This window comes from Paenibacillus profundus (assembly GCF_021369635.1).
Taxonomy (GTDB): domain Bacteria; phylum Bacillota; class Bacilli; order Paenibacillales; family Paenibacillaceae; genus Paenibacillus_B; species Paenibacillus_B profundus.
Genome location: NZ_JAJNBZ010000001.1, coordinates 381,515 through 403,017, shown reverse-complemented (window position 1 = coordinate 403,017; position 21,503 = coordinate 381,515). Strand labels below are relative to the sequence as shown.

The window sequence follows — 21,503 nt, the reverse complement described above, 5'->3', positions numbered from 1 at the left end:
ACAAAGCAAGGGGCTTCTTTGCAGCGCTCAGTTGTACGCGCTTTCATAAAGCGGTCAATCAAAATGCCGCCTCATATATGACAATCTCCGGTTCGGGGTCATCATCTTCGCGGAACGTAACCGCCACCGCGTCAAATCGTACCAGGACGTCCGACTTCGCGTGCTGATGCAAATAAACTTGCGCCGTAGCGCGAACTTGCTGCTGCTTGCGTCTGTCGAACGCTTCTGCAGCCGTTCCAAAGCGGCGGCTCTGTCGGCTCCGCACCTCAACAAACACCCAATACGCTCCATGGCGGGCGACAATGTCGATTTCTCCCGTTCTACAGCGCCAGTTCGTGTGGATGATACGGTACCCCAATTCTTTAAGCCGTTCTTGAGCAAAGCGCTCTGCCTTCGCTCCCCTCGCCCGCCGATTGCTTCCAGTGTGTGAGCGAGGAGTGCCTGCGGATGGAGCGGCAGACTTACAAGGTGGCAGCGATGCTTTGCTTACACTTGGCTTGTTCGCTTCAGCTTCATTCATGCTTCATCCATCCCTTCTCGGCACGTTGATCTGTTCGGTACATGAATGTCAGTACTTCTGCCACCAAGTGATATAGCTCCGAAGGGATTTGCTGGTCGATGTCCAGCTTGGACAATACTTCAACCAATGAGGCGTCCTCTTGCACTGGAACCCCGCTTTCACGCGCCTTATCGAGGATGCGTTCCGCGAGTTGTCCTTGACCTTTCGCAACGAGGATCGGCGCATCGCTTTGCTGAGGATCATAGGACAGCGCGACCGCCTTTTTCCGCTGATACGGCCCTGTCTGTTGAGTCGATTCCCCAGGGTCTCTCATATCCGCATATCTACTCCTTTATATGGCTTTGCTGCATAATCGTCTATATCGACGAGCTCCTTTACGGAATTCGTATCCAACGTCTCGCGCTCCGGCAGTGAAAGCGTGCGGAAGGCCGACAATTGGAAGCCGATTCCTTCTATTGCTGCCTCGAGCTCGGCGCGGAAGCCGCCTATCCATTCGCCCAGCCGTTCATCGGCATGATGGATATTGAGCGCGACCGCATTATCCACGACTTGGACATCGACGAGGGTCCGTCCGATGACTCGCATGTTCAAGTCGAACCAGAGGCGGCAGTTGTCGGCATCCAACTCACCGCGGCGGCTCTGCCGCGATTGGATGTGGACGGCAGCCGTCTGCTTGCCGTCCGGTGTGAACAACGGCACGAACAAGGTGATGTGCGAGAACGGCGCCTGCCGGTCTGAAGCGAGGAGCAGCTGCTGGCCCGTGACATGCTGCACGAGCTGCTGCGCCGCCTCGCGTACGGCAGGCGGCAGGTTGTCGCTCTGGAGAAGCTGAAGCAGCGTGCTCTTCAGCGACTCCGCTGGCGCCGCCGGTTGGGCAGCGTCCGGATGCGGGGGCATGGCCGCAGCGGGCTCGTGTCCCGCATGCGCGCCAACTGCCCGGCTAGTGACGGCTTGGCTCTCTTGGGACAGGCGCTGCGCCTGCGGCTGATTCGCGTTCAGCGCTTCTTGCGCCTGCTGACCGCGAGCACCTGTGCCTGCCGCGTCATCAGTCACGGAGAATGGCGGCGAAGAAGATGCACCGCCAGCCAACGGCACCGTACTAGCGCTCACACTGCCGGCAGCCGTTGAAGTCGCAGCCGCTTGGCCTGCAGCTACGGATGCCCCACTGCCCGCTGTTGTTGGTGCCTGGTTCGACGCGACGTTCGCCCCCGCTTGTCCATGGCTCACCGTCGCTGTGCCTGCCGAATTGGACCCGCTATTGGCCTGATTCGTAGCGGCTGCTTGCGGTTCCTTGCCGCTCTGCGTCAAGTCCAAGATGGCGGCGCGGTGCAGCTGTTGCTCATGCGATACGCCGAGCAGGCTAAGCATGCGGCCAATCCACGCACCGCCTGCAAGCGATGCAGGCGCTGCTTGGGCTGAGCCGCTTGCGCCTTGCTCTGCCGCGCCAGCCATTGCGGACGCTGCATTGCCTGCGGCCGCCGCTTGGCTGCCATTCAGGCTGGCGCCCGCACCAGCGGCGGCGCTTGCGTTCACGCTGCCGCCCATGGCCGCCTGGGCGTGGCTGCCGCTTGCGCCCGAAGCGGCCCCCGCTGGGGCTCCCCCAGTGTCAGGGAGCCCCTCCGCGCGCGGCAGCTCCGCCAGAAGCGCGCGCACAAGCGCTTGCGCTTCCCGCAGCGGTGCCGCCCATCCGGCGCCGCGCACAGCTTCGGCCGCATAGCGGCCAACAGATGAGGCGGTGCCAGTTCCCAGCGCCTCATCCCCTGCTCGCTCAAATAACGCGAGCAGGTCGGTTAGCGGCTTGCCGAACAGCGCCTGCTGCAAGCCGCGCACCGAATCGGCAGTCAGCGGCAGTTGGCGCCGAATCGCCACCCCTGTCGCCTGCATCCACTCTTCCGCCGTGACATTCGGCGGCTTTAGCGACAATGCTTGTGCCAGCTTGGTGGTCAGCTCCTTCGTCATCGGAATGCCTGCCTTCTGCAAATCATGCAGCAAACGGCGTGCCCATGTTTCATTCGGCAGCCCCGCTTCCTTGAGCGCTTCCTCGATGGAGGGAAGCGCGGACATCGTCGGTCCGTCTGCCGGCTTCATTATCACCATGCCGTCGGCTTGCTGTCCCTGCACCTGCATCCACGTCGTCTGTCCCGGCTGCATCGGAGTTTCCAATACGGCACGTACCGGTACGCCGTTAATATTTACGACCGCATCACGTCCATTCTCGGACACACTTGCGATCGTTCCCCGTACGACTTGTCCTGATTTCAATTCCAGAGTGCGCTTATCGCCGGGTCTCGCCTCCCCGACCAACCCGCGCACCATTTGTGAAATATTCAATGATCCACCCTCCGTTCATTCCGACAGCTATATTACTATATCGGCACACGTCGAATAGAATTTGAGGCGCCGATTAAGGATACACCTCGTTAGAACAGCGTCAATTGTTCCTCCTCAGGAAACAAAGAGCTCAGGAACGATTGGCGGTGCATCGGCGTCGGCCCAAGAGTGAGAAGCTGTTCACGGTGCAGCTTAGTACCGTAACCTTTATGTACGGCCATGCCGTAACCTGGATACAGCGCATCCCACTCATTAATGCAGAGCCGATCCCGCGTCACCTTCGCAACGATAGACGCTGCCGCAATCGACTGACTGTTCGCATCTCCCTTAATGATGGATTCTTGCCGGATGGGACAATCCACCTTCTCCGCGTCGATAAGGAGTACTTCCGGTTGAACATGGAGCTGTTCCACTGCCAGTTTCATCGCTAGCCGCGCGGCCTGCTTAATATTTATTCGATCGATCGTATTCGCGTCGACGCGGGCGACTGACCACGCGACAGCCTGATTAATAATCGCATCATATAACTCGTCACGTTTCTTCTCCGATAGCTTTTTAGAATCATTAATGCCTTCAATAATCAGCGCCTCCGGTAAAATGACGGCTGACGCGACGACATCACCGAATAGACATCCGCGTCCAACCTCGTCAATGCCCGCAATATGGCAAATCCCTTCTCCCCAATACCGGCGCTCCCATGCCGTCAAATCGACAGACTCCGCCGACTTGTCTTCAACCTTTTTCTTCCCCATGGCAAAATCCCCTCTCCGGTATACCTTGCGCCATCCCGTCCTTACTCTTATTCATACCACACATCCAACCCTTAGGAACAACAAAAAAATAGCGCCGCACGCCATAATGGCGTACGGCGCTACCCGATTCCCTAGAACATTATTCCACCATGAAAGAATACGGCTCTTCCAGCGTAATACGGCCCATCTTCCCAGCTCTCAGTTCGCGTAAAATAATGCCCGAAGCCTTCTCCAGGTCAATTCTTCCGCCACCCATCAAGCATCCGCGTTTGCGACCGATATCCTCCATGATGTTCAGGATCTCATCCGGATTGTCCATATCGACAGGAGGCTGCTCTAAGCTATAGCGCTCCGCCAGCCGATCCCAGTACTGAGATGCCAAATATTTAAGCGCGTAGAACGCGATATCTTCCACATTCAATATTTCTTCCCGAATTGCTCCCGTAGCTGCAAGGCGATAACCGACCTCTTGATCCTCGAACTTCGGCCACAAAATTCCCGGTGTATCCAGAAGTTCCATCTCCGTGCCGACTCGAATCCACTGCTGTCCTTTCGTGACGCCGGGACGATCTCCCGTTGCAGCGACACTACGTCCTGCAAGCTTGTTAATCAACGTCGACTTGCCCACATTCGGGATGCCGACAATAAGCGCCCGTACCGGTCTCGGCTTCATGCCTTTGGCAATTTGGCGTTGAATCTTCTCTTCCAGCAGCTTGCGCGCTTCCACCGGAATTTGGGATACGTTACTGCCTGTCGACGCATCGACGGCAATCGCAGCATGCCCTTCGCAACGGAATAACTTCAACCATCGCGCATTCATATCCGGATCAGCGAGATCAGACTTATTCATCACAATAAGCCGCGGCTTATTGTGTAAAATATCGTTAATCATTGGATTGCGGCTTGACATCGGCAGACGCGCATCCAATAGTTCGATGGCTACATCTATCAGCTTTAACTTTTCCTGGATTTGTCGACGAGCTTTCGTCATATGACCGGGAAACCATTGGATTGACATCGCTATCCACCTCCTATTTCAGCCTGAGCTCGATTAATGATGTTGAATCAGCTTTACATGTGAGATCGGCCAGAATATAACATCCGCACGACCAATGACGTCGGATAACGGAATAAATCCGAGCATACGACTATCCGTACTGTTACTACGGTGGTCACCCATAACAAAAATTTGACCTTCCGGCACTTTATTTTGCTGTATCAAATCATTCGGAAAATTACGGTCATTGTACAATTCATCGTTCTTATGAGCTTGATCCAACGCCTCTTGTATGTAAGGCTCCTCCACCTTTTGTCCGTTGACGAACAGATCATCCCCGCGATACTCTATCGTATCTCCGGCAACGCCAATAACCCGTTTAATTAAATCCCGGTTTTCTTGCGGCACATGAAAGACGACGACTTCACCGCGTTTAGGTTCTCTAAATTCATACAATATCTTGTTAACAATAAGACGCTCACCTGTCCAGAAGTTCGGCTCCATGGAAGGACCGTCAACGATAAACGGAGCAAACAGCAGCCATCGCACGATAACAACGAGGATAACGGCTATTGCAATCGCTTTGATCCATTCCAACAGTTCACTCTTCGAGCGTACCATCTTCTCTTTTGGCTCTTCCGGCGCATTCGGTTGCATCATTTGATCGTTTTGATCCATCGACTGTGCCCCGCTTTCTCCTAGGATGCGTATCCGAAGTTCGCGTCATGCGAATTCCGCATAATCGAACAGGGTACAAATAGCAAAAGGGGGCTTGCAGGTTAAGCAAGCCCCCGGTTGTTCCTTAACGGATTTCTTTAATTCTCGCTGCTTTACCGCGAAGACTGCGAAGATAATAAAGCTTCGCACGACGCACTTTACCACGGCGAGCCACTTCGATTTTATCGATTTTCGGAGTATGAATCGGGAACGTACGCTCAACACCTACACCGTAGGATATTTTACGAACCGTAAACGTTTCACTGATTCCGCCACCACGACGCTTAATAACAACACCTTCGAACAACTGGATACGCTCGCGAGATCCCTCGATAACTTTTACAAATACTTTCAAAGTATCGCCGGGACGAAAGCTTGGAATATCCTTGCGAAGCTGTTCTTGCGTAATCGCTTGTACGATATTCATCTAGGACTCCCTCCTTCCACACAGGTGTTCATACATCTCAGGACGCGAATGCGCGTCAGCCTCATCGTATGTAGAGGACCACCGTATTCCAAACAACAAAGGTTATTTTAGCATATGCCCTAACGGATTACAAGCGGATATCGGAGGAAAGACCACTTTCTTTTCAATCTTGTGATCTTATCCTTCTTCTCCTACCTCATCGAATTCCAGCTAATCACTGCTACTGACACTCCCAGCGAACAGAATGACTTTTTTCACATGCTCATCCCAATCATATAATTCATCATAAAATTCAGTTGCATCAACTAACCCTCCAATACTGTATCTCTTCATAAAAACACCTCATGATTTTGATTATGTACGTCCTTCCCATCAATCATTATATTTCATATGAAAAAGGACTTCACCATTCGTGGCAACTACATAAAACCACTCCCACAAACGATGAAGCCCACTAATTACTTTTATTATTGAATAGCATCACGCCAATAATCATATGCATGTACGGCGTTTCCTATATAGGAAGAATGGTCCTGCAGCAGTTCGGGCAGTTTTTCCAGTTGTCTTTGCATTTCCTCGGCCCCTAGCTCGTGGAACGAAATATGCTTACCCTCAAAGTTCTCCTTCATTTCCACTGTGACGACAAGCTGCTTGCCTAGACGGTCAGACATCTTCATCTCCTCCTTCACGACAGCGGCAATCCCGTTCGATCCCTCTGCTGTATTGCGGAATGCCATCAAAGACACATGATCCATCAGACCTATCATATACTCGCTAATCGTCATGTCCGGTCGATCCGGCACATACGTCCGGTCGAGCCATACGGCCAAATCGACGCTCGTCAACAAGTCTGAATTCCGCTTCGTTTCCCGTACGAACATGTCCATATTGGCCGTCCACTGCTTCAACACGTCATCCTTGCGGCTTTGCCAATCCGGCAGCACATACGGCTCCACATCCAGATGAATGCCGTGGAATCGCTCATCCGGCTCCACCGAGCGGTTATACTGCTTAACATAGTTCACCAGCCGCAGGATGCGCGGCTCATTCTCGCTAAGCGCCCATATAGGATGTCCGCCCATCGCGTGCATCTCAATACCTGCTTCATGGGCTTTCTTCACAAATGAACGGTAAGCATCGTACGACTGCTCCAAATCAAGGCGGACATAGAGCAGATTGATTCCTTGTTCTTTCGCAAAGGAGATAATCTCGTCCGGTTGCTCGATGGCAAGCTCCGCACGCCACACATAAGTGGCGACAACCGGCCCATTGCGCTCGATTGGTGGCGGGACAGGAACCCAATCAGGGTCCGGAACCGGATCTGGATTCGGATCAGGGTCTGGTTCAGGCGGTAAATCCGCATCCCACTCCTCCATGCTTTGCCAATACCGGTAATCATGAATCGACGTCCCTGCAAAGGAAGGGTGGGTTCCGAGCCTCTGCGTCACTTCTTGCAATGCCTTTTTCATTGCCGTCGTCCCTTTATCATAAAAAGTGGTATGCTTCTCCTCCATCGGCTTGGCGTTCACGCCGATGAGCAGCTTGGCTTGATGCCTATCACCCACCTCCATCTCGTGTTTGACCAGTTCCAAAATGCCATTATCACCTTCCAGTTCATGACGATAAGCCATTAACGTGATGTGGTCGAACCTTTTAATCATCCACTCTGCAAGCGAACCCTCGGGCATATCGGCGGCGACAATCGAATCGAACCAGACCGGCATATCTGCACTTATTTCAACGTTTACCTCTTCTTTTGCTGTCTGGAGAAAGTACTCCATATTTCCCATCCACGAAGTGACTAGAGCTTCCCGCTCCGTCTCCCACTCCGGCAAAACATACGGCTCGATATCTAAATGAATTCCTCGAATTCGTTCCTCCGGCGATGCGTTGCCGTTATACAACTTAACCCACTGGATTAGCTTCATCATTCTGTCCCGGCGCGATTCAAGCGCCCATGCGGGATGTCCAGCAAGCGCATGAACCTCGATGCCGGATGCAGCGGCTTCCCGTATAAATTCACGGTAAGATGATTGTGGGATGTCCATATCAACATGCAAATATAACAAATTCACCTCGTTCTGCTTCACAAAAGACAACAATTGATTCGACTCGTTCTCGATTCGATCAGCTTGCCAAATCCAGATTGCTTTCCTGGGCTCTTCTGGCTTAGAAAAACCAACCATGAATACGGCGGCGAGCGTCAGCAACAGAAGGCCGGCACGCGTAGCAAGTCTGTCCATCCTATCCCTCCGTTCTTTTCTGACAATCATGCAGTTTGAGCAATGGACCGAATAATAAAACGACTTATTTTCTTGGCAGCAACAAGAAAATCACCTGCACCCTTCGACAACATTTCGACAGGAATGAACAAGTGACTTCATTATAATTGCGGCAGATACGTAAATATATGTGAAAATGGACCTGTTTTATTTTCTTTCACTATTCACACGCATACAAGCATGATAATAGCAGTCATTGGCTACAAATCGTCATCTATATCTTTTTCGCAATATAAGGTTATTGATTTATGCTCCCGATGAACATATAGTCCCAAAACACGCGAACACAATTTGCATGCCCACTCTTAGTTCATAAAATTTGATTGTATCTATTGACTTTTACTTCACACATCGGATACTCCGAGACTGTTTTGGTCTAAAATTATCTCTTATACATGAGTAAATTGTCATTAATTCACCTCTCTCTAGGCTACATTCCTATCCTTAACAAGCCCTTTGCATCACCCTCCCCACAACTCAGAACGAGATGCTTGTTCTAACGATATTATGTAAGAAACGCACTGCATAAGAAAACCACACTTTAAAGGGAAGAAATCCTTGAAATAAGAACTTATGTTCTGTATAATCGAAGTATAGAACGTTTGTTCTCTATCCAATGAAAAATTGAACTACAAGTAGAGTTTAAAGGAGGACTTATAATGACGGCTTGGCAATCGATCGATACTTTGGAGGATTTGAAGCGTAAATTTCATACGGAATCCTCATGTGTTTCCTTCGTATTTCATATGAAATGGCCGCATGGCTTCGTCTGCCCACGCTGTCAACACACCAATGCCTACGTCATTCAAACGCGTCGGCTTCCTCTATACGAGTGCCGTGCCTGCCGCCATCAGACCTCACTGACCGCTGGTACGGTCATGGAAGGCAGCCGCACAGCCCTGTGGAAATGGCTTACGGCATTCTGGCTTGTCTCCCGCTCTGACAGGGGCATCAATGCTGTCTACCTCAGCTCGATCATCGGGGTCACTTACAAGACCGCCTGGTTGATGCTGCACAAAATCCGAGCTGCGATCAGCATGTCCGACGTTGACCGGCCGCTCGCAGGCAAAGTTCAAGGCATTGTCGCCTTTCATGGCACCTCATATCATTCAATGCTTGAGCTTCATCCTCGGGAATCCCCCCTTGTTATTGCCACATCCGTAACGCCGGACGATCAGTTGGATGAGCTTAAGATGAAGCTTGTGAAGAAGGCTCACCTTTCCGACAAATATCTGCTTCGTTCTGGCTGTGATCGTTTTGTCGCTCTTCATGTAACAGCGACTGCTTTCGAGCCGTCTATTATCCAACAGCCTTATCGTGCTCGCCGTGACAGTCGCTTATATCGAACATTCAAGCGAGCACGACGCTGGATGAACGACACGTTTCACGGGATCGGGGCAACTTATCTTCAAAGATACTTGGATGAATTTTGCTTTCGTTACAATGCAACTGCTCAACGCGCATCGGCATGGGAGCGTCTTGTGTGCATCTGCATGTCTTTTTGTCCTGCCTCATCATCTCCGTCGTATGCCCTATATAACTCTATTCATTGCGCTGCCTCACCAACCGCAGCATGACCGAAAGGCTTGCAGCGATGCCACCTGCCTTATACACACTCATTTAGTTCTTTAGCTGTAGTTTATATAGCGCCTTATTTCTCATGCGCCGTGCTTCATAATGTAGCTTATGTTCTGCTTACGTTATGCTTCAAGATGTCCTTATGTTCTACGAGCTTTCTATTCATGGCGTACCTTTTACGTTCAGACCTTTTGATCTATTTGCGTTGTGCTTACTGTTGTGCTTGTGTTCTTATTTATGTTGTATCTTTTGTTCGGGCACTTTCCATTGCGTATTATTTCAGTTACTCCACTTTAAAACTCCTTGATCTTAGTCGTAGTTGTACCCGGAACCTGCGACTGTAGCTATGTCTGAGTCAAGGGGAGAGTGCCCTTAAGGACTTGAATACATAGAACCTCTCTCCTCCCCCTCTGGAAGCGCGGCCATGTTGATGCGGCTTTTAATCAAGCCTTTCACGGCAATTCTTCTCGTAACATAAAAAAAGCTTCCCGACGGGAAGCTTACGGTTGCTGTATGCCGTGACCTAGTCTGAACTCCTCAATTCGCTCGTACATGGGGGTCTTACCCATTTGCGTGCGGTACAGCACGAAGTGGTCTGCCATCCAATCATACTCAGGCAGCGGCGCATGACCAGCGTTCAGCGACATGGGAGTCATCCCGCGGTATTTGCGGGCCAATGTAATGTGCGGCCAATATGGCCGGTCCTCGGGCACGAATCCAAGCGGCGCAGTCGCAGCTACGACAAGCTCATACAGGCGCTTGAGCTGGCCGATCTCTCCGCCGACTCCTGCCCATAGAACACGAGGTGCTTCGTGCGCCCCGAACGTCCCCACTTCTTGCAATTCGAGCCGAAACGTCTCCGACGATTGCGCTACACTCTGAAGTCCCTGCACGAGACGCTCCTTCACATCAGGGGATACCGCTCCCAGAAACTGTACCGTAATATGCAAATCGAGCGGATGGACCCATTTGTGAAACGCCCACTGTCTTTTCGCCCCTTCGGACCATTGTACGACGGTGTCCGCAGCAGACGCCGGCAGTGGTATCGCAACGAACAAACGCTGCTTGTCATCCGTCTGACTTTCATGATGACGAGATGGATGGGATTGCATCCTATGTTCCCCCTCACTTCATTTCATTTTTATGTGTCGCTTTGAACGATGTCGGATTGAACCCGGTACTATTTTTGAACAAACGAGAAAAATAATATACATCCAGACCGACTGCCTCAGCAATTTCCGTCACACTTAAATGGCTCGTCAAGAGCAGCTTCTTCGCCCGCTCCACCTTCATCCGGTTCATATATTGTACTGGCGATTCCCCTATATGCTCACGGAAGAACGTGATGAAGTAATTCGGGTGCAAATGCAGCCGATCCGCGAGCTGCTGCACACTTAGCCGTTCGGTAAGATGGCCGTTCATATACTGCAGCACCAGGTTCAGCTTGTCCATCGCTTGGGAGGAAGGCAGAATGATGGACTCCGGTCCTGCTTCCCCCAAATATAGGCTGAGCAGCTCCATTAGTAGCGCCTGCTTGCGCAGCACGGCAGTCCAATCTCCGTCATAATGCTCTTTCTTCAAGCGTTGAAATCTTTCAACAGCCTCCTCGAAGACGGAAGGCGACATCGTGACGACATGAGGAATACGCATAAATTGAAATAAATGCCGCTCTCCAATGAGCGTCGTAAAGTGGCACCAATATTTCTCATACGTATGGGAGCTAATCGCAGCGTACGATTGGTTCACTCCCGCTGGCATAATGACCATTTGCCTTGGCCCCGGGTAATACGTGCTCCCTGCAATCTCAATGCGCCCTTCCCCATCACAGATGAGATACATGCGGTTAAAGGAGGGCACGAAATTGCTCTCGCACCAATCTTCCCTGCATTTCGTATAGTAAGCGTCCGTCACATGAACCTGCACGTTTGCCAAATATCGCTGCAGCAGCTCCATTTTCCCCATCGGCATGCGCTCCGTTCGACCTTAATTTTGTACAAAAAGCCGTTAATTCTCTCTATCTGCATTATACCCGCTTCCGTGTAAAATAGGAAAAAACTGCAGTTAAAGGAGAGATGAGGATGACGACGATGGATGAAAGACGCAAGCGGACGGAATGGTTTACGAATGACCGCTTCGGCATGTTCATACATTGGGGGCTTTATGCGATTCCCGCACGCGGTGAATGGGTGCGCAGCTTCGAACAGATATCGGTAGAGGGTTATGAACAGTACTTCAACACCTTTAATCCTGAAAATTACGACCCAAAAGCCTGGGCGAAAGCCGCCAAGCAAGCCGGGATGAAATATGCAGTCATGACGACGAAGCATCATGACGGGTTCTGCCTGTTCGACAGCGCTATGACGGATTACAAAGCGACTAATACCCCAGCCGGACGCGACCTGATTCGGGAATATGTCGACGCCTTCCGAGCCAAAGGGTTGAAGGTTGGCTTCTACTACTCTATCATCGACTGGCACCATCCGGATTACCCGGCCTATGGCGACCGCCAGCACCCGATGCGCAGTAACGAGGAGTTCAAGAACCGGGAAACAGATTTCAATCGCTACTTGGATTACATGCATGGACAGGTCAAAGAGCTGTTGACGAATTACGGGACGATCGACGTGCTCTGGTTCGATTTCTCTTATGACGATATGACCGGCGAGAAATGGCGCGCATCGGAGCTTGTGACGATGATTCGCGATTTGCAGCCAAACGTTATCATCGACAACCGCTTGGGCGGCAACATCAAAGCGAGTGAGCCTGAAATATATGCAGGTGATTTCGCCTCGCCCGAGCAAATCTTACCGCCACAAGGAATCGTGAACAAAAACGGCGATTCGATTCCTTGGGAAGCGTGCATTACGCTAAATCGCCATTGGGGTTATCATGCCTATGACCATGATTACAAATCACCACAGCAAGTTATACGCGGACTGGTCGAATGCGTCAGCAAGAACGGGAACTTGCTTCTGAACGTCGGACCGAATGCGAAAGGGGAATTCCCACGGGAATCCCTTGCCGTGCTATCGGAAGTCGGATCCTGGATGCATGGAAATCAAGACAGCATCTACGGCTCTGGCGCGAGTGAATTGCCGAAGCCGGAGTGGGGGCGTTACACGCAGCAAGGCAATAAGCTGTACGCCCACATTCTCGACCGCGGCGTCGGACCAATTGCGCTGAAAGGATTGAATGGACGCGTCAAACAGGCCAGATTGCTTGCAGACGGTTCAGAGGTAAATATACAGACACCGTAGAATGCGCATGACTATGCAGATTATTTGTTCATCAACTTTCCGACGGCCCAACTGCCAGATGAAAACGATACCGTGGTGGAATTAGAGCTGATTACAGACTAACCGCGATGAAGACAAAGAAGAGGGATGCCTTCCTGGCCGCCCTCCTTTTTTGCATTGGTTCATATTTTCTGGGAATCAACATGGACGATTTGATTTCCCCGAAGAACTCCAGCGTCTCAAAATAGTTATGGCTCTGAAAAACGCCAACATCCTAATAGATACGCAAATGGCTCCTACATTGTACTCATAGTACATTATGTAGGAGTGTATTCGTTCTTCTATACTACAGCTATTCACTCTTCAACCGCCGCAGCAGCTTCTGCTCCTCATCGCTCAACTCGATGCTGTCGAGCAGATCGGACCGTCGTTCCAGTGTCCGTTTTAACGCTTGCTCTCGGCGCCACACCTCGATGTTGGCATGATGGCCGCTTATGAGCACATCCGGCACCTTCCAGCCGCGAAATTCAGCAGGGCGCGTATAATGCGGATATTCAAGCAGTCCTGTGCTGAATGAATCCGTCACGGCCGACGACTCATTGCCGAGCACTCCAGGCAGCAGCCGAGCGACGGAATCGATAACGACCATGGCTGGCAGTTCGCCCCCCGTCAGCACATAGTCGCCAATTGACAGTTCATCCGTCACGAGATGCTCGCGAATACGCTCGTCATAGCCCTCGTAGTGGCCGCAAATAAAAATAAGGTGTGATTCCTCTGCCAACTCCTCGGCTTTCGTCTGCGTAAAGCGTTCACCTTGCGGACACATCAAAATAATGCGCGGCGGCTTCGCTGTAGACGAATCTCTTTCCGCGTGATCGATATTTTGCTCGCTTCTCACTAAGCCTTCCGTCTCCGCCTTGGCGATAACATCTTCGACTGCCGCAAAAATAGGATCAGGCTTCAGAACCATACCGCCCCCACCACCGTATGGATAATCATCTACGGTCGAATGCTTGTTGGTGGAATAGTCACGAAAATTGACCGTATTCAGCGTTACGAGTCCCTTCTCCCGGGCTTTACCCAGTATACTCGCGTTAAATACGCCTTCGCACATTTCCGGGAATAGCGTTAATACATCGATACGCATTTAAATAAGTCCCTCCATGAGGTGGACGGTAACAACTTTGCCTTCGATGTCGACGTTAAGCAGCACATCATCAATTACCGGAATAAGAATAGGCTTGCCTTTCGACGGCTTCACGACCCAGACATCATTCGCTCCCGGGGCCAAAATCTCGTCGATGACACCTAATTCTTCGCCTTCATCCGTCACGACGCGGCAACCGATGATTTCATGATAATAATATTCGTCCTCCGGCAGTTCTACGAGCTGCGCTTCCGACACTTTCAGCATCCAGCCTTTATATTTCTCTACATCGTTGATGTCGTCGAATTGTTTCAGTTTCACGATGTACATGTTCTTATGTAAACGCGACCGTTCCACCGTAACCGAAAGGGTGCTCTGCGTCTCTGGATGCTGCAAAATCAATTCGCTTCCCTGGGCAAAGCGCACATCCGGAAAGTCGGTCTGCGGAAATACTTTCACTTCTCCGCGAATGCCGTGCGTATTCACGACTTTGCCGACATTATATAACTTTTCAGCCATGTCGTATCGAATCCTCCTGCTATTTACGGGTATGCTTCCTAGTGTAACACAAACGGTTATTCACATACGAAAAAGGGCTAGGATTTCATCCTAACCCGTTTCGTCATGTTAAGAAATAATGTCCACGGCAACTCGTTTCGGAACCTTTACGGCTGCCGATGTGACGACCGTGCGAAGCGCCTTGGCTATACGACCTTGCTTTCCGATAACCTTCCCGACATCATCGGGATGGACGTAAAGCTCATATACTATGATGTGGTCTTTCTCCACGACGTCCACACGGACCTCCTCCGGATGATCGACCAAAGCGCGTGCAATAACTAACACCAACTCTTCCATTCGCGACCCTCCGAACGGTTAGATTACTTCTGATATTTCAGCTCATGGAACTTCTTCATGACGCCTGCTTGACTAAGCAAGTTGCGAACCGTGTCAGAAGCTTGAGCACCTGTTTGCAGCCATTTCAACGCTTTTTCTTCGTCGATATTAACTACTGCAGGTTGAGCTACCGGATTGTAGTAACCGATTTCTTCGATGAAACGACCATCACGCGGAGAGCGGGAATCGGATACAACGACACGATAGAACGGTGCTTTATGAGCACCCATTCGTTTCAAACGGATACGTACTGCCACGACATTCACCTCCTTAACGGAATTCGAGTAAAGCATTATGCATTAGCGGAAAGGAAATTTCATTCCCTTTCCGGCTTTGCCCTTCAAATTTTTCATCATTTTCGGACCTTTCGGTCCCATCATATCGGAGAACTGCTTCATCACCCGACGCATCTCGTCAAACTGCTTGATGAGGCGGTTCACGTCAGCGAGCGCTGTTCCGCTGCCGGCTGCAATCCGCTTGCGGCGGCTGTGATTGATGAGGTCGGGATCCTGGCGCTCAGCGTTCGTCATCGAACGGACAATCGCTTCGATGCGACCCATCTGACGCTCATCCACCTTCAGATTCGCGGTCTGCTTCATCTTGTTCATACCTGGAATCATATCCAAAATCTGATCAATTGGACCGAGTTTCTTGACCTGCTGCATCTGCTCCAGAAAATCATCGAACGTAAAGGCGGCGTTCCGCATCTTCAGTTCCATTTCCTTCGCTTTGTCCGAATCGATATTCGCCTGGGCCTTCTCGATAAGTGACAGCATGTCCCCCATCCCGAGAATACGGGAAGCCATCCGTTCCGGATGGAACGGTTCAAGCGCATCCAGCTTCTCGCCCAATGTCGCAAACTTGATTGGGCATCCGGTAACAGCTTTTACCGAGAGCGCCGCACCGCCGCGCGTATCGCCGTCGAGCTTCGTCAGCACGACCCCCGTCAACGCGAGCTGCTGATTGAAGCTTTCCGCTACGTTTACCGCATCTTGCCCTGTCATTGCATCGACGACGAGCAATACTTCATCCGGCTTAACGGTCTCGTGAATCTGCTTCAGCTCATCCATCAGCGCTTCATCGATATGTAGACGGCCGGCGGTATCGATGATCACATAATCGAGATTATTCTCCTTCGCATGATCCATCGCCTGGCGTGCAATCTCTACCGGGCTAACTTGATCACCCAAGGAAAATACGGGCACATTAATCTGGTTGCCGAGCACTTGCAGCTGCTGAATCGCAGCTGGACGGTAAATGTCGGCAGCCACGAGCAGCGGCTTATGGTTCTGCTTCTGCAGAAGCTTCGCCAGCTTACCCGACGTCGTCGTCTTACCGGCACCTTGCAAGCCTGCCATCATAATAACCGTTGGCGGCTTATTCGCTTTCGCCAGCTTCGCGGCAGTGCCCCCCATCAACTCCGTCAACTCTTTGTTAACGATGTCGATAATGACCATGCCTGGCGTAAAGCTCTTCATGACGTCTTGGCCGACAGACTTCTCTTTTACTTTGCTAATAAATTCTTTAACAACTTTGAAGTTGACGTCTGCCTCCAATAACGCAAGGCGCACCTCGCGCATCGCTTCGTTGACGTCTTCCTCCGCTACTTTGCCTTTGCCGCGCAGCTTGCTGAATACGTTCTGCAATCGGCTTGTCAATCCTTCAAATGCCATTGTTATTCACCCCGTTCCCTTAATCCAACGCCTGCAGTTCACGGACAATCATCTGCAGTTCCGCGCGCTGCGGGTCGGGTATGCCCTTCATATCGTTCAATGCGTCATGCAGCGATTCCATTAGCTTCGTACGTTGTTCAAACTTCGCGAGCAGCCCTAGCTTGCTCTCATACGCATCGAGCGTCTGCTCCGCCCGCTTAATATGTTCATACACCGCTTGTCGGCTTATTCCGAATTCGGCTGCAATCTCGCCTAAGGAAAAATCATCTTGAAAGTAACATTTCAGGAACGTCTGCTGTTTCTCTGTGAGCAACGGTTCGTAGAAGTCAAACAGCATATTGACGCGGTTCGTCTTCGCTAATACCTGTTCCTCGTTCATACGGGCCACTCCTTTCGTCAAGGAAAAACACTTTACAGCCCATCGACGTTCCTTATCATATCTAAATCTGAACACCATGTCAAGGGGGAAACCTTAACATCACCCAAAAAAAATTATGCAAGCAAGATGAGCTTATACACACAGCCGAAATGGAGCGCTGCTCCAGTTAGCACAGACACGTGCCATATGGCGTGATGATACGGAAGCCGCTCCCACACAAAAAACCAAACTAAGCAGCAGCCCGAGCCCATGCGTTATCGCGTTCATCCTTTCTTCCATTAATGCAAGCTGAGTCGTGCGTCCACTATCTGATGGTGCCATGCCATTTCCTCCTTGCCGCTTTGACTCCGCTCCGGGACATATGCCCACGGAACGGAGTACATTATATGCACACGGGCGCGGAGGTGCGATTGCTGCATGTTCGATAACAAAACACCAATAAAAAAGCCTCTTCTGCCGGGAGCCAGCCGTAGAAGAGGGCGAAAAAAAATATATTGATGCGAAGCAACGCACTGCCGCATCCAACAATTCTTTGTTGTAGAACAAAAGCGTACCGTAGTTCAGTATTGGCAATCCTCACATCCGGTTCTTTCTCAAGCAGTTCAACTCGATTGAGCACACACTGCTTCAGCTTCTATCTGTGTTGCCTACCGCAATGTCTTTTTCATTAAATCGTAGCCCTTCCATGGTTGAAATCCTAATTTCGCATAAAAATCAACGAGCTCCGTCCAATCAATGACCAGATTCTTCATTCCGCGCGCTCGCAGCTCTGATACCCCCGCTTCAACGAGAGCAAGGCCATATCCCTTTCCCCGATAGCGGCTGTCTACGCCAAGAGGTCCGATTCCACCAAGCGGCTCTTGGAAGAGCGGAGCCCAGTACGTATTTTGCGCGATCAAAGCCGACTGCTCATCGTTCACGCGGCAGAAGCCTATCATCTCCCGCTCTGCAAACAATCCGACAAATTCTCTGCCTGTTCCGCCCCGCTCCCAATAACAGAGTGCTTCATAGTACCACCGTCCAGGAAAGCATCTGCGGAAGAAACGCAGCATTTCCACTTGATCCTGCAGTTCAAGCCCTTTGATGTAAGCGCCTTCGGAAAACGACGGAGCAACAGGTGGACCTTCCTCTGCGGATGCCAGCAAATCATATACCTCATACAGAAACTCGTATCCTCTCCGCTCGAACCAAGGACGAGCCGATGAGAGCGTTTTCGGCACGCCAGGAAAATAATGCCACGGATCGCGGCCCATATATACGATCTCTACTCCGGCATCCTGCAGTGCCTCTTCAGCCAGGGTAAGCAATCGGCTGCCTATGCCTTCGCCCCTCCTGTCGGAACGCACGACAAGCGCTTGAATCCAACCTGCGCCTTCCCCCAACTGCATCTCTCGCTCTTGCTCTTGCCATTTCTTCGCAATGACAAAGCCAAGCAGTGTACCGTCATCATCCTGTGCCAGCCAAGAACCCGGGTAGTAAACGTTCGCATCTTGAAAGCTATTCTGCCGCAGCAGCGCCTCTCGCATTGGAAAGAGGCCGCCCAGTTCCCTGTTCCATAACTCGCACATCGGAACGATCCACTTGGCTTCCAATGGAATAACATTCACGATTAACTCCCCCTAATAAACTGAAAGTTTCATCCTTACATAACAAAGATGTATCATCAAGTTACTAAAATTTAATTACAGAATTATTATAGTTTTTATAAAATATTATTTCAATATCTTTTCCGCAAAATAATCGACTACATGCATGACCTGGATACGGTCGTTCGCTTTTTCCCGCTCTACGCCGACCTTCATCTGCAGCAGACAGCCCGGATTGCTCGTTAAAATAATCGAAGCCTTCGTGTCCCGCACCGCTTCCATTCTTGAATCTACAATATCGTTCGCCATTTGCGGCTGCACCAGGTTGTAGATACCCGCCGATCCGCAGCACACTTCGCCCCCTTCCAGCTCTACGAAGTTCGTGTCAGGGATGAGACGCAGCAATTGGCGCGGCCCCTCGCCAGCCCTCATCACGTTGCGCAGGTGGCACGAATCTTGGTATGTCACCGTTACGGTGTCGTCACGTGTTGTTTCCGGTTGTGCTGCTGTTTTCGATTGTACTGCTGCCTCCGGCAGTTGATTCCAGCGCTGCGAACGCAGCAGCAGTTCGCTGATGTCTTTCACTTGAACGGCAAACTCTCGGGCAGGCCCCACCCACTCCGCTTCATCCGCAAGCAAATGATCATACTCGACAAGCATGGCCCCGCAGCCTCCGGCGTTGGAAGCAATGTAGTCCACCTTCGCATCCCCGAACACCTTTACATTTTGCTTGGCAAACTCTCGGGCCGTGTCCCGGTCGCCGCTATGAGAGAACAGCGCGCCACAGCAGGACTGCTCCTTCGGGATGACGACATCATAACCAGATTCAGTCAACAGGCGGACGGTATTCACATTTGTTTCCGTAAAAAGAACGTCCATAATGCACCCGCGAAATAATCCTACCGTCCCGATTCGCTCACCTTTGGCTTCAAAACGATGGCCGCCGACCCGCTTTACGACACCGCGGCTGTCCGCATGCGGCATAATCCGCTCCATCGTCTGCATATGCGCCGGCAGCCAACGCAGCAGATTCCCTTTATTGGCAAGACGCTGCAGGCCGGAGCGTTGATAAGCATGCAGTATCGTGCTCATCAGCCGCAGACGGCGATGACGCTTAAATATCGGCTTCGCAAACTTATGAAGGCCGCGCAGCGGAATCGCCCCGGCAGGTTCAGCATGCTCGAATAGAGCATCCTTCGTCTGCTCCAGCAATTGGCCGTATTTCACATCGGAAGGGCATACCGGTTCGCATGCGCGGCACCCCAAGCATAGATCCATTTGCTGCTTGAACGCTTCGTCCGGCTCCATCAGTCCATCCGCCACCGCCTTCATCAGAGCGATACGACCGCGTGGAGAAGCCGCTTCGAGACCCGTCTGATGAAATGTCGGACAAGCCGGCTGGCAAAATCCGCAGCGCATGCAGTTCATCAACTGCTCATAATCAAGCGTATTAACCAGTTGCTGCTTCAAGGCTCCTTTTCGCTGATCGTCTTGCTCTCTGCTGTTCATCGGGTAATCACCAGCCTTTTGCGTGCTGATTTGGCGAATATTTTGCCTGGATTCATAATGCCGTTCGGATCGAATGCCTGCTTGATGCCTTTCATCAAGGCGATGCCAGCCTCACCGACCTTCCACTCCAAATAAGGCGCTTTAACCGTGCCGACGCCATGCTCTCCGGTTATCGTTCCTCCAAGCCTGATGGCTTCTTCGAAAATATCGGCGAACGCTTGCTCGACCCGATGAATTTCCTCGGTATTTCTCGCATCCGTTGTGCAGGTCGGGTGCAAATTCCCGTCCCCCGCGTGGCCGAACGTGCAAATGTTCAACTCATACTGCGCCGCAATCCGGTTAATGGCCAACACCATGTCCGCGATACGGGAACGAGGCACGGTCGCATCCTCCAAAATCGTCGTCGGTCGAATGCGTGCCAATGTCGACAGCGCGCTGCGTCTTGCCTTCATCAGCTGCTCCGCTTCGCGTTCATCCCGAGCCGTTTCAATACGGGCTGCCCCTTCCTCCCCGCAGATCGATACGATGGCGTCCATGTCCTTCTGAACGCTGGCGCTCTCCTGTCCGTCCTGCTCAATGAGCAGCACCGCTTGCATATCTATCGGGAGGCCGATATGATTGTACTCCTCCACGACGCGGATCGTCGGCTGATCCATAAATTCGAGCGTCGCCGGAATGATGCCCGCTCCCACAATGCGCGAGACGGAACGCGCAGCTGCATATATATCTTGAAAAGCAACCAGCATCGTCTGTCTCACCCGCGGCGCAGGAATGAGCTTCACCGTTGCTTCCGTAATAATGGCGAGCGTTCCTTCCGAGCCGACAAGCAGCTTCGTCAAATCATAGCCGGCAACGTCCTTATACAGCTTGCCGCCCGTTGTGATGACCTCACCGGAAGGCAGGACGGCCTCCAGTCCGATAACGTAATCCTTCGTCGTGCCGTATTTCAAACCGCGAAGCCCTCCCGCTCCTTCCATAATGTTGCCGCCCAATGTCGAAATGACCATACTGCTCGGGTCCGGCGGATAGAATAAGCCCCTCTTCTCCACTTCGCGATGGAATTGCTTCGTGTTCAGTCCAGGTTGGACGGTAGCTGTCAAATTATCCGTATCTAGCTCAAGCAGCTTGTTCATTCGGGTCATTGCCACGACAATTCCACCTGATACGGGTACAGTACCGCCGCATAAGTTGCTGGCTGCTCCCCGCGGGACAATCGGAATACGATGCTTATTCGCTAATCGAAGAATATGCTGAACTTCACTCGTCGAATCGGGATAAACTACCGCGTCCGGCAGCGACTGGAGCATCGGTGTCGCATCATACGAATGCGTGACGAGCGCCTCCTTATCATCGCGGTAACGCTCTGGCCCAAGTAGCTGCAGCAGATCTTGCCGCACTTCGTTCACTATCATCGAATTTCCCCTCCTGTTGTTTCTGTTCATAAATTTGTTGAACTGTTCAGGTGATCTGAT

21 protein-coding genes and 1 pseudogene are annotated in these 21,503 nt (G+C 51.5%); 2 read left to right on the top strand and 20 right to left on the bottom strand.

The window, feature by feature from the left end; genetic code table 11:
• Positions 1-58 precede the first annotated feature (58 nt).
• The 8 genes from LQV63_RS01735 to LQV63_RS01700 form a co-directional block, all read right to left on the bottom strand.
• Positions 59-520, bottom strand: coding sequence for a YraN family protein (locus LQV63_RS01735; RefSeq protein WP_019424970.1), 462 nt, complete (start codon positions 518-520; stop codon positions 59-61).
• A complete protein-coding gene (locus LQV63_RS01730; RefSeq protein ID WP_233695437.1) occupies positions 513-833 on the bottom strand; it encodes an EscU/YscU/HrcU family type III secretion system export apparatus switch protein in 321 nt (106 codons plus the stop codon). Before LQV63_RS01730 ends, LQV63_RS01735 begins: the two co-directional genes overlap by 8 nt.
• Complete coding sequence (locus LQV63_RS01725; RefSeq protein WP_233695436.1) at positions 830-2,851, bottom strand: DNA ligase; 2,022 nt, start codon at positions 2,849-2,851, stop codon at positions 830-832. Before LQV63_RS01725 ends, LQV63_RS01730 begins: the two co-directional genes overlap by 4 nt.
• Before the next feature lie 89 nt (positions 2,852-2,940).
• On the bottom strand, positions 2,941-3,603 hold the full coding sequence (locus LQV63_RS01720; protein ID WP_019424967.1) for a ribonuclease HII: 663 nt from the start codon (positions 3,601-3,603) through the stop codon (positions 2,941-2,943).
• A gap of 139 nt (positions 3,604-3,742) precedes the next feature.
• On the bottom strand, positions 3,743-4,621 hold the full coding sequence (gene ylqF, locus LQV63_RS01715; RefSeq protein ID WP_233695435.1) for a ribosome biogenesis GTPase YlqF: 879 nt from the start codon (positions 4,619-4,621) through the stop codon (positions 3,743-3,745).
• 33 nt (positions 4,622-4,654) lie between these two features.
• Positions 4,655-5,278 (bottom strand): signal peptidase I, encoded by a 624-nt coding sequence (gene lepB, locus LQV63_RS01710; RefSeq protein ID WP_019424965.1) that lies wholly within the window; start codon positions 5,276-5,278, stop codon positions 4,655-4,657.
• A 124-nt stretch (positions 5,279-5,402) separates the two neighbouring features.
• Positions 5,403-5,744 (bottom strand): 50S ribosomal protein L19, encoded by a 342-nt coding sequence (gene rplS, locus LQV63_RS01705; protein ID WP_019424964.1) that lies wholly within the window; start codon positions 5,742-5,744, stop codon positions 5,403-5,405.
• 467 nt (positions 5,745-6,211) lie between these two features.
• Positions 6,212-7,987: a hypothetical protein gene (locus LQV63_RS01700; RefSeq protein WP_233695434.1), complete on the bottom strand. Its 1,776-nt coding sequence runs from the start codon at positions 7,985-7,987 to the stop codon at positions 6,212-6,214.
• Between the two features lie 698 nt (positions 7,988-8,685).
• On the opposite strand from LQV63_RS01700, the gene LQV63_RS01695 reads away from it, so the two are divergent.
• Positions 8,686-9,603 carry a transposase gene (locus tag LQV63_RS01695; RefSeq protein ID WP_233695433.1) on the top strand — a complete coding sequence of 306 codons (918 nt, stop codon included), beginning with the start codon at positions 8,686-8,688 and terminating at the stop codon, positions 9,601-9,603.
• A 501-nt stretch (positions 9,604-10,104) separates the two neighbouring features.
• On the opposite strand, the gene thpR is transcribed toward LQV63_RS01695, so the two are convergent.
• Together thpR and LQV63_RS01685 are read right to left on the bottom strand one after the other, a co-directional pair.
• Positions 10,105-10,716: an RNA 2',3'-cyclic phosphodiesterase gene (gene thpR, locus LQV63_RS01690; protein ID WP_233695432.1), complete on the bottom strand. Its 612-nt coding sequence runs from the start codon at positions 10,714-10,716 to the stop codon at positions 10,105-10,107.
• Between the two features lie 13 nt (positions 10,717-10,729).
• Positions 10,730-11,566 carry an AraC family transcriptional regulator gene (locus LQV63_RS01685; RefSeq protein WP_019424959.1) on the bottom strand — a complete coding sequence of 279 codons (837 nt, stop codon included), beginning with the start codon at positions 11,564-11,566 and terminating at the stop codon, positions 10,730-10,732.
• A gap of 116 nt (positions 11,567-11,682) precedes the next feature.
• Between LQV63_RS01685 and LQV63_RS01680 the strand changes: the two are divergent.
• A pseudogene (locus tag LQV63_RS01680) lies at positions 11,683-12,963 on the top strand (alpha-L-fucosidase).
• Between the two features lie 229 nt (positions 12,964-13,192).
• Here LQV63_RS01680 and trmD read toward each other — a convergent pair.
• From trmD to LQV63_RS01630, 10 genes are all read right to left on the bottom strand, one after another.
• Positions 13,193-13,987 (bottom strand): tRNA (guanosine(37)-N1)-methyltransferase TrmD, encoded by a 795-nt coding sequence (gene trmD, locus LQV63_RS01675; protein ID WP_233695431.1) that lies wholly within the window; start codon positions 13,985-13,987, stop codon positions 13,193-13,195.
• Entirely contained in the window at positions 13,988-14,506 is a 519-nt protein-coding gene (gene rimM / locus LQV63_RS01670; RefSeq protein WP_233695430.1) for a ribosome maturation factor RimM, read from the bottom strand.
• 108 nt (positions 14,507-14,614) lie between these two features.
• Positions 14,615-14,845 carry a KH domain-containing protein gene (locus LQV63_RS01665; protein WP_019424955.1) on the bottom strand — a complete coding sequence of 77 codons (231 nt, stop codon included), beginning with the start codon at positions 14,843-14,845 and terminating at the stop codon, positions 14,615-14,617.
• 23 nt (positions 14,846-14,868) lie between these two features.
• Positions 14,869-15,141: a 30S ribosomal protein S16 gene (gene rpsP, locus LQV63_RS01660; protein WP_019424954.1), complete on the bottom strand. Its 273-nt coding sequence runs from the start codon at positions 15,139-15,141 to the stop codon at positions 14,869-14,871.
• Positions 15,142-15,183: 42 nt separating this feature from the next.
• Entirely contained in the window at positions 15,184-16,557 is a 1,374-nt protein-coding gene (ffh, locus tag LQV63_RS01655; RefSeq protein ID WP_019424953.1) for a signal recognition particle protein, read from the bottom strand.
• 19 nt (positions 16,558-16,576) lie between these two features.
• On the bottom strand, positions 16,577-16,936 hold the full coding sequence (locus LQV63_RS01650) for a putative DNA-binding protein (RefSeq protein WP_019424952.1): 360 nt from the start codon (positions 16,934-16,936) through the stop codon (positions 16,577-16,579).
• Between the two features lie 132 nt (positions 16,937-17,068).
• Positions 17,069-17,257 (bottom strand): hypothetical protein, encoded by a 189-nt coding sequence (locus LQV63_RS01645; protein WP_233695429.1) that lies wholly within the window; start codon positions 17,255-17,257, stop codon positions 17,069-17,071.
• A 326-nt stretch (positions 17,258-17,583) separates the two neighbouring features.
• Entirely contained in the window at positions 17,584-18,543 is a 960-nt protein-coding gene (locus LQV63_RS01640; protein ID WP_233695428.1) for a GNAT family N-acetyltransferase, read from the bottom strand.
• 105 nt (positions 18,544-18,648) lie between these two features.
• On the bottom strand, positions 18,649-20,031 hold the full coding sequence (locus tag LQV63_RS01635) for a (Fe-S)-binding protein (protein ID WP_233695427.1): 1,383 nt from the start codon (positions 20,029-20,031) through the stop codon (positions 18,649-18,651).
• Positions 20,028-21,443, bottom strand: a complete 1,416-nt coding sequence (locus tag LQV63_RS01630; protein ID WP_233695426.1) for an FAD-binding oxidoreductase — start codon at positions 21,441-21,443, stop codon at positions 20,028-20,030. The genes LQV63_RS01635 and LQV63_RS01630 overlap by 4 nt, the downstream gene beginning before the upstream one ends.
• Positions 21,444-21,503 lie beyond the last annotated feature (60 nt).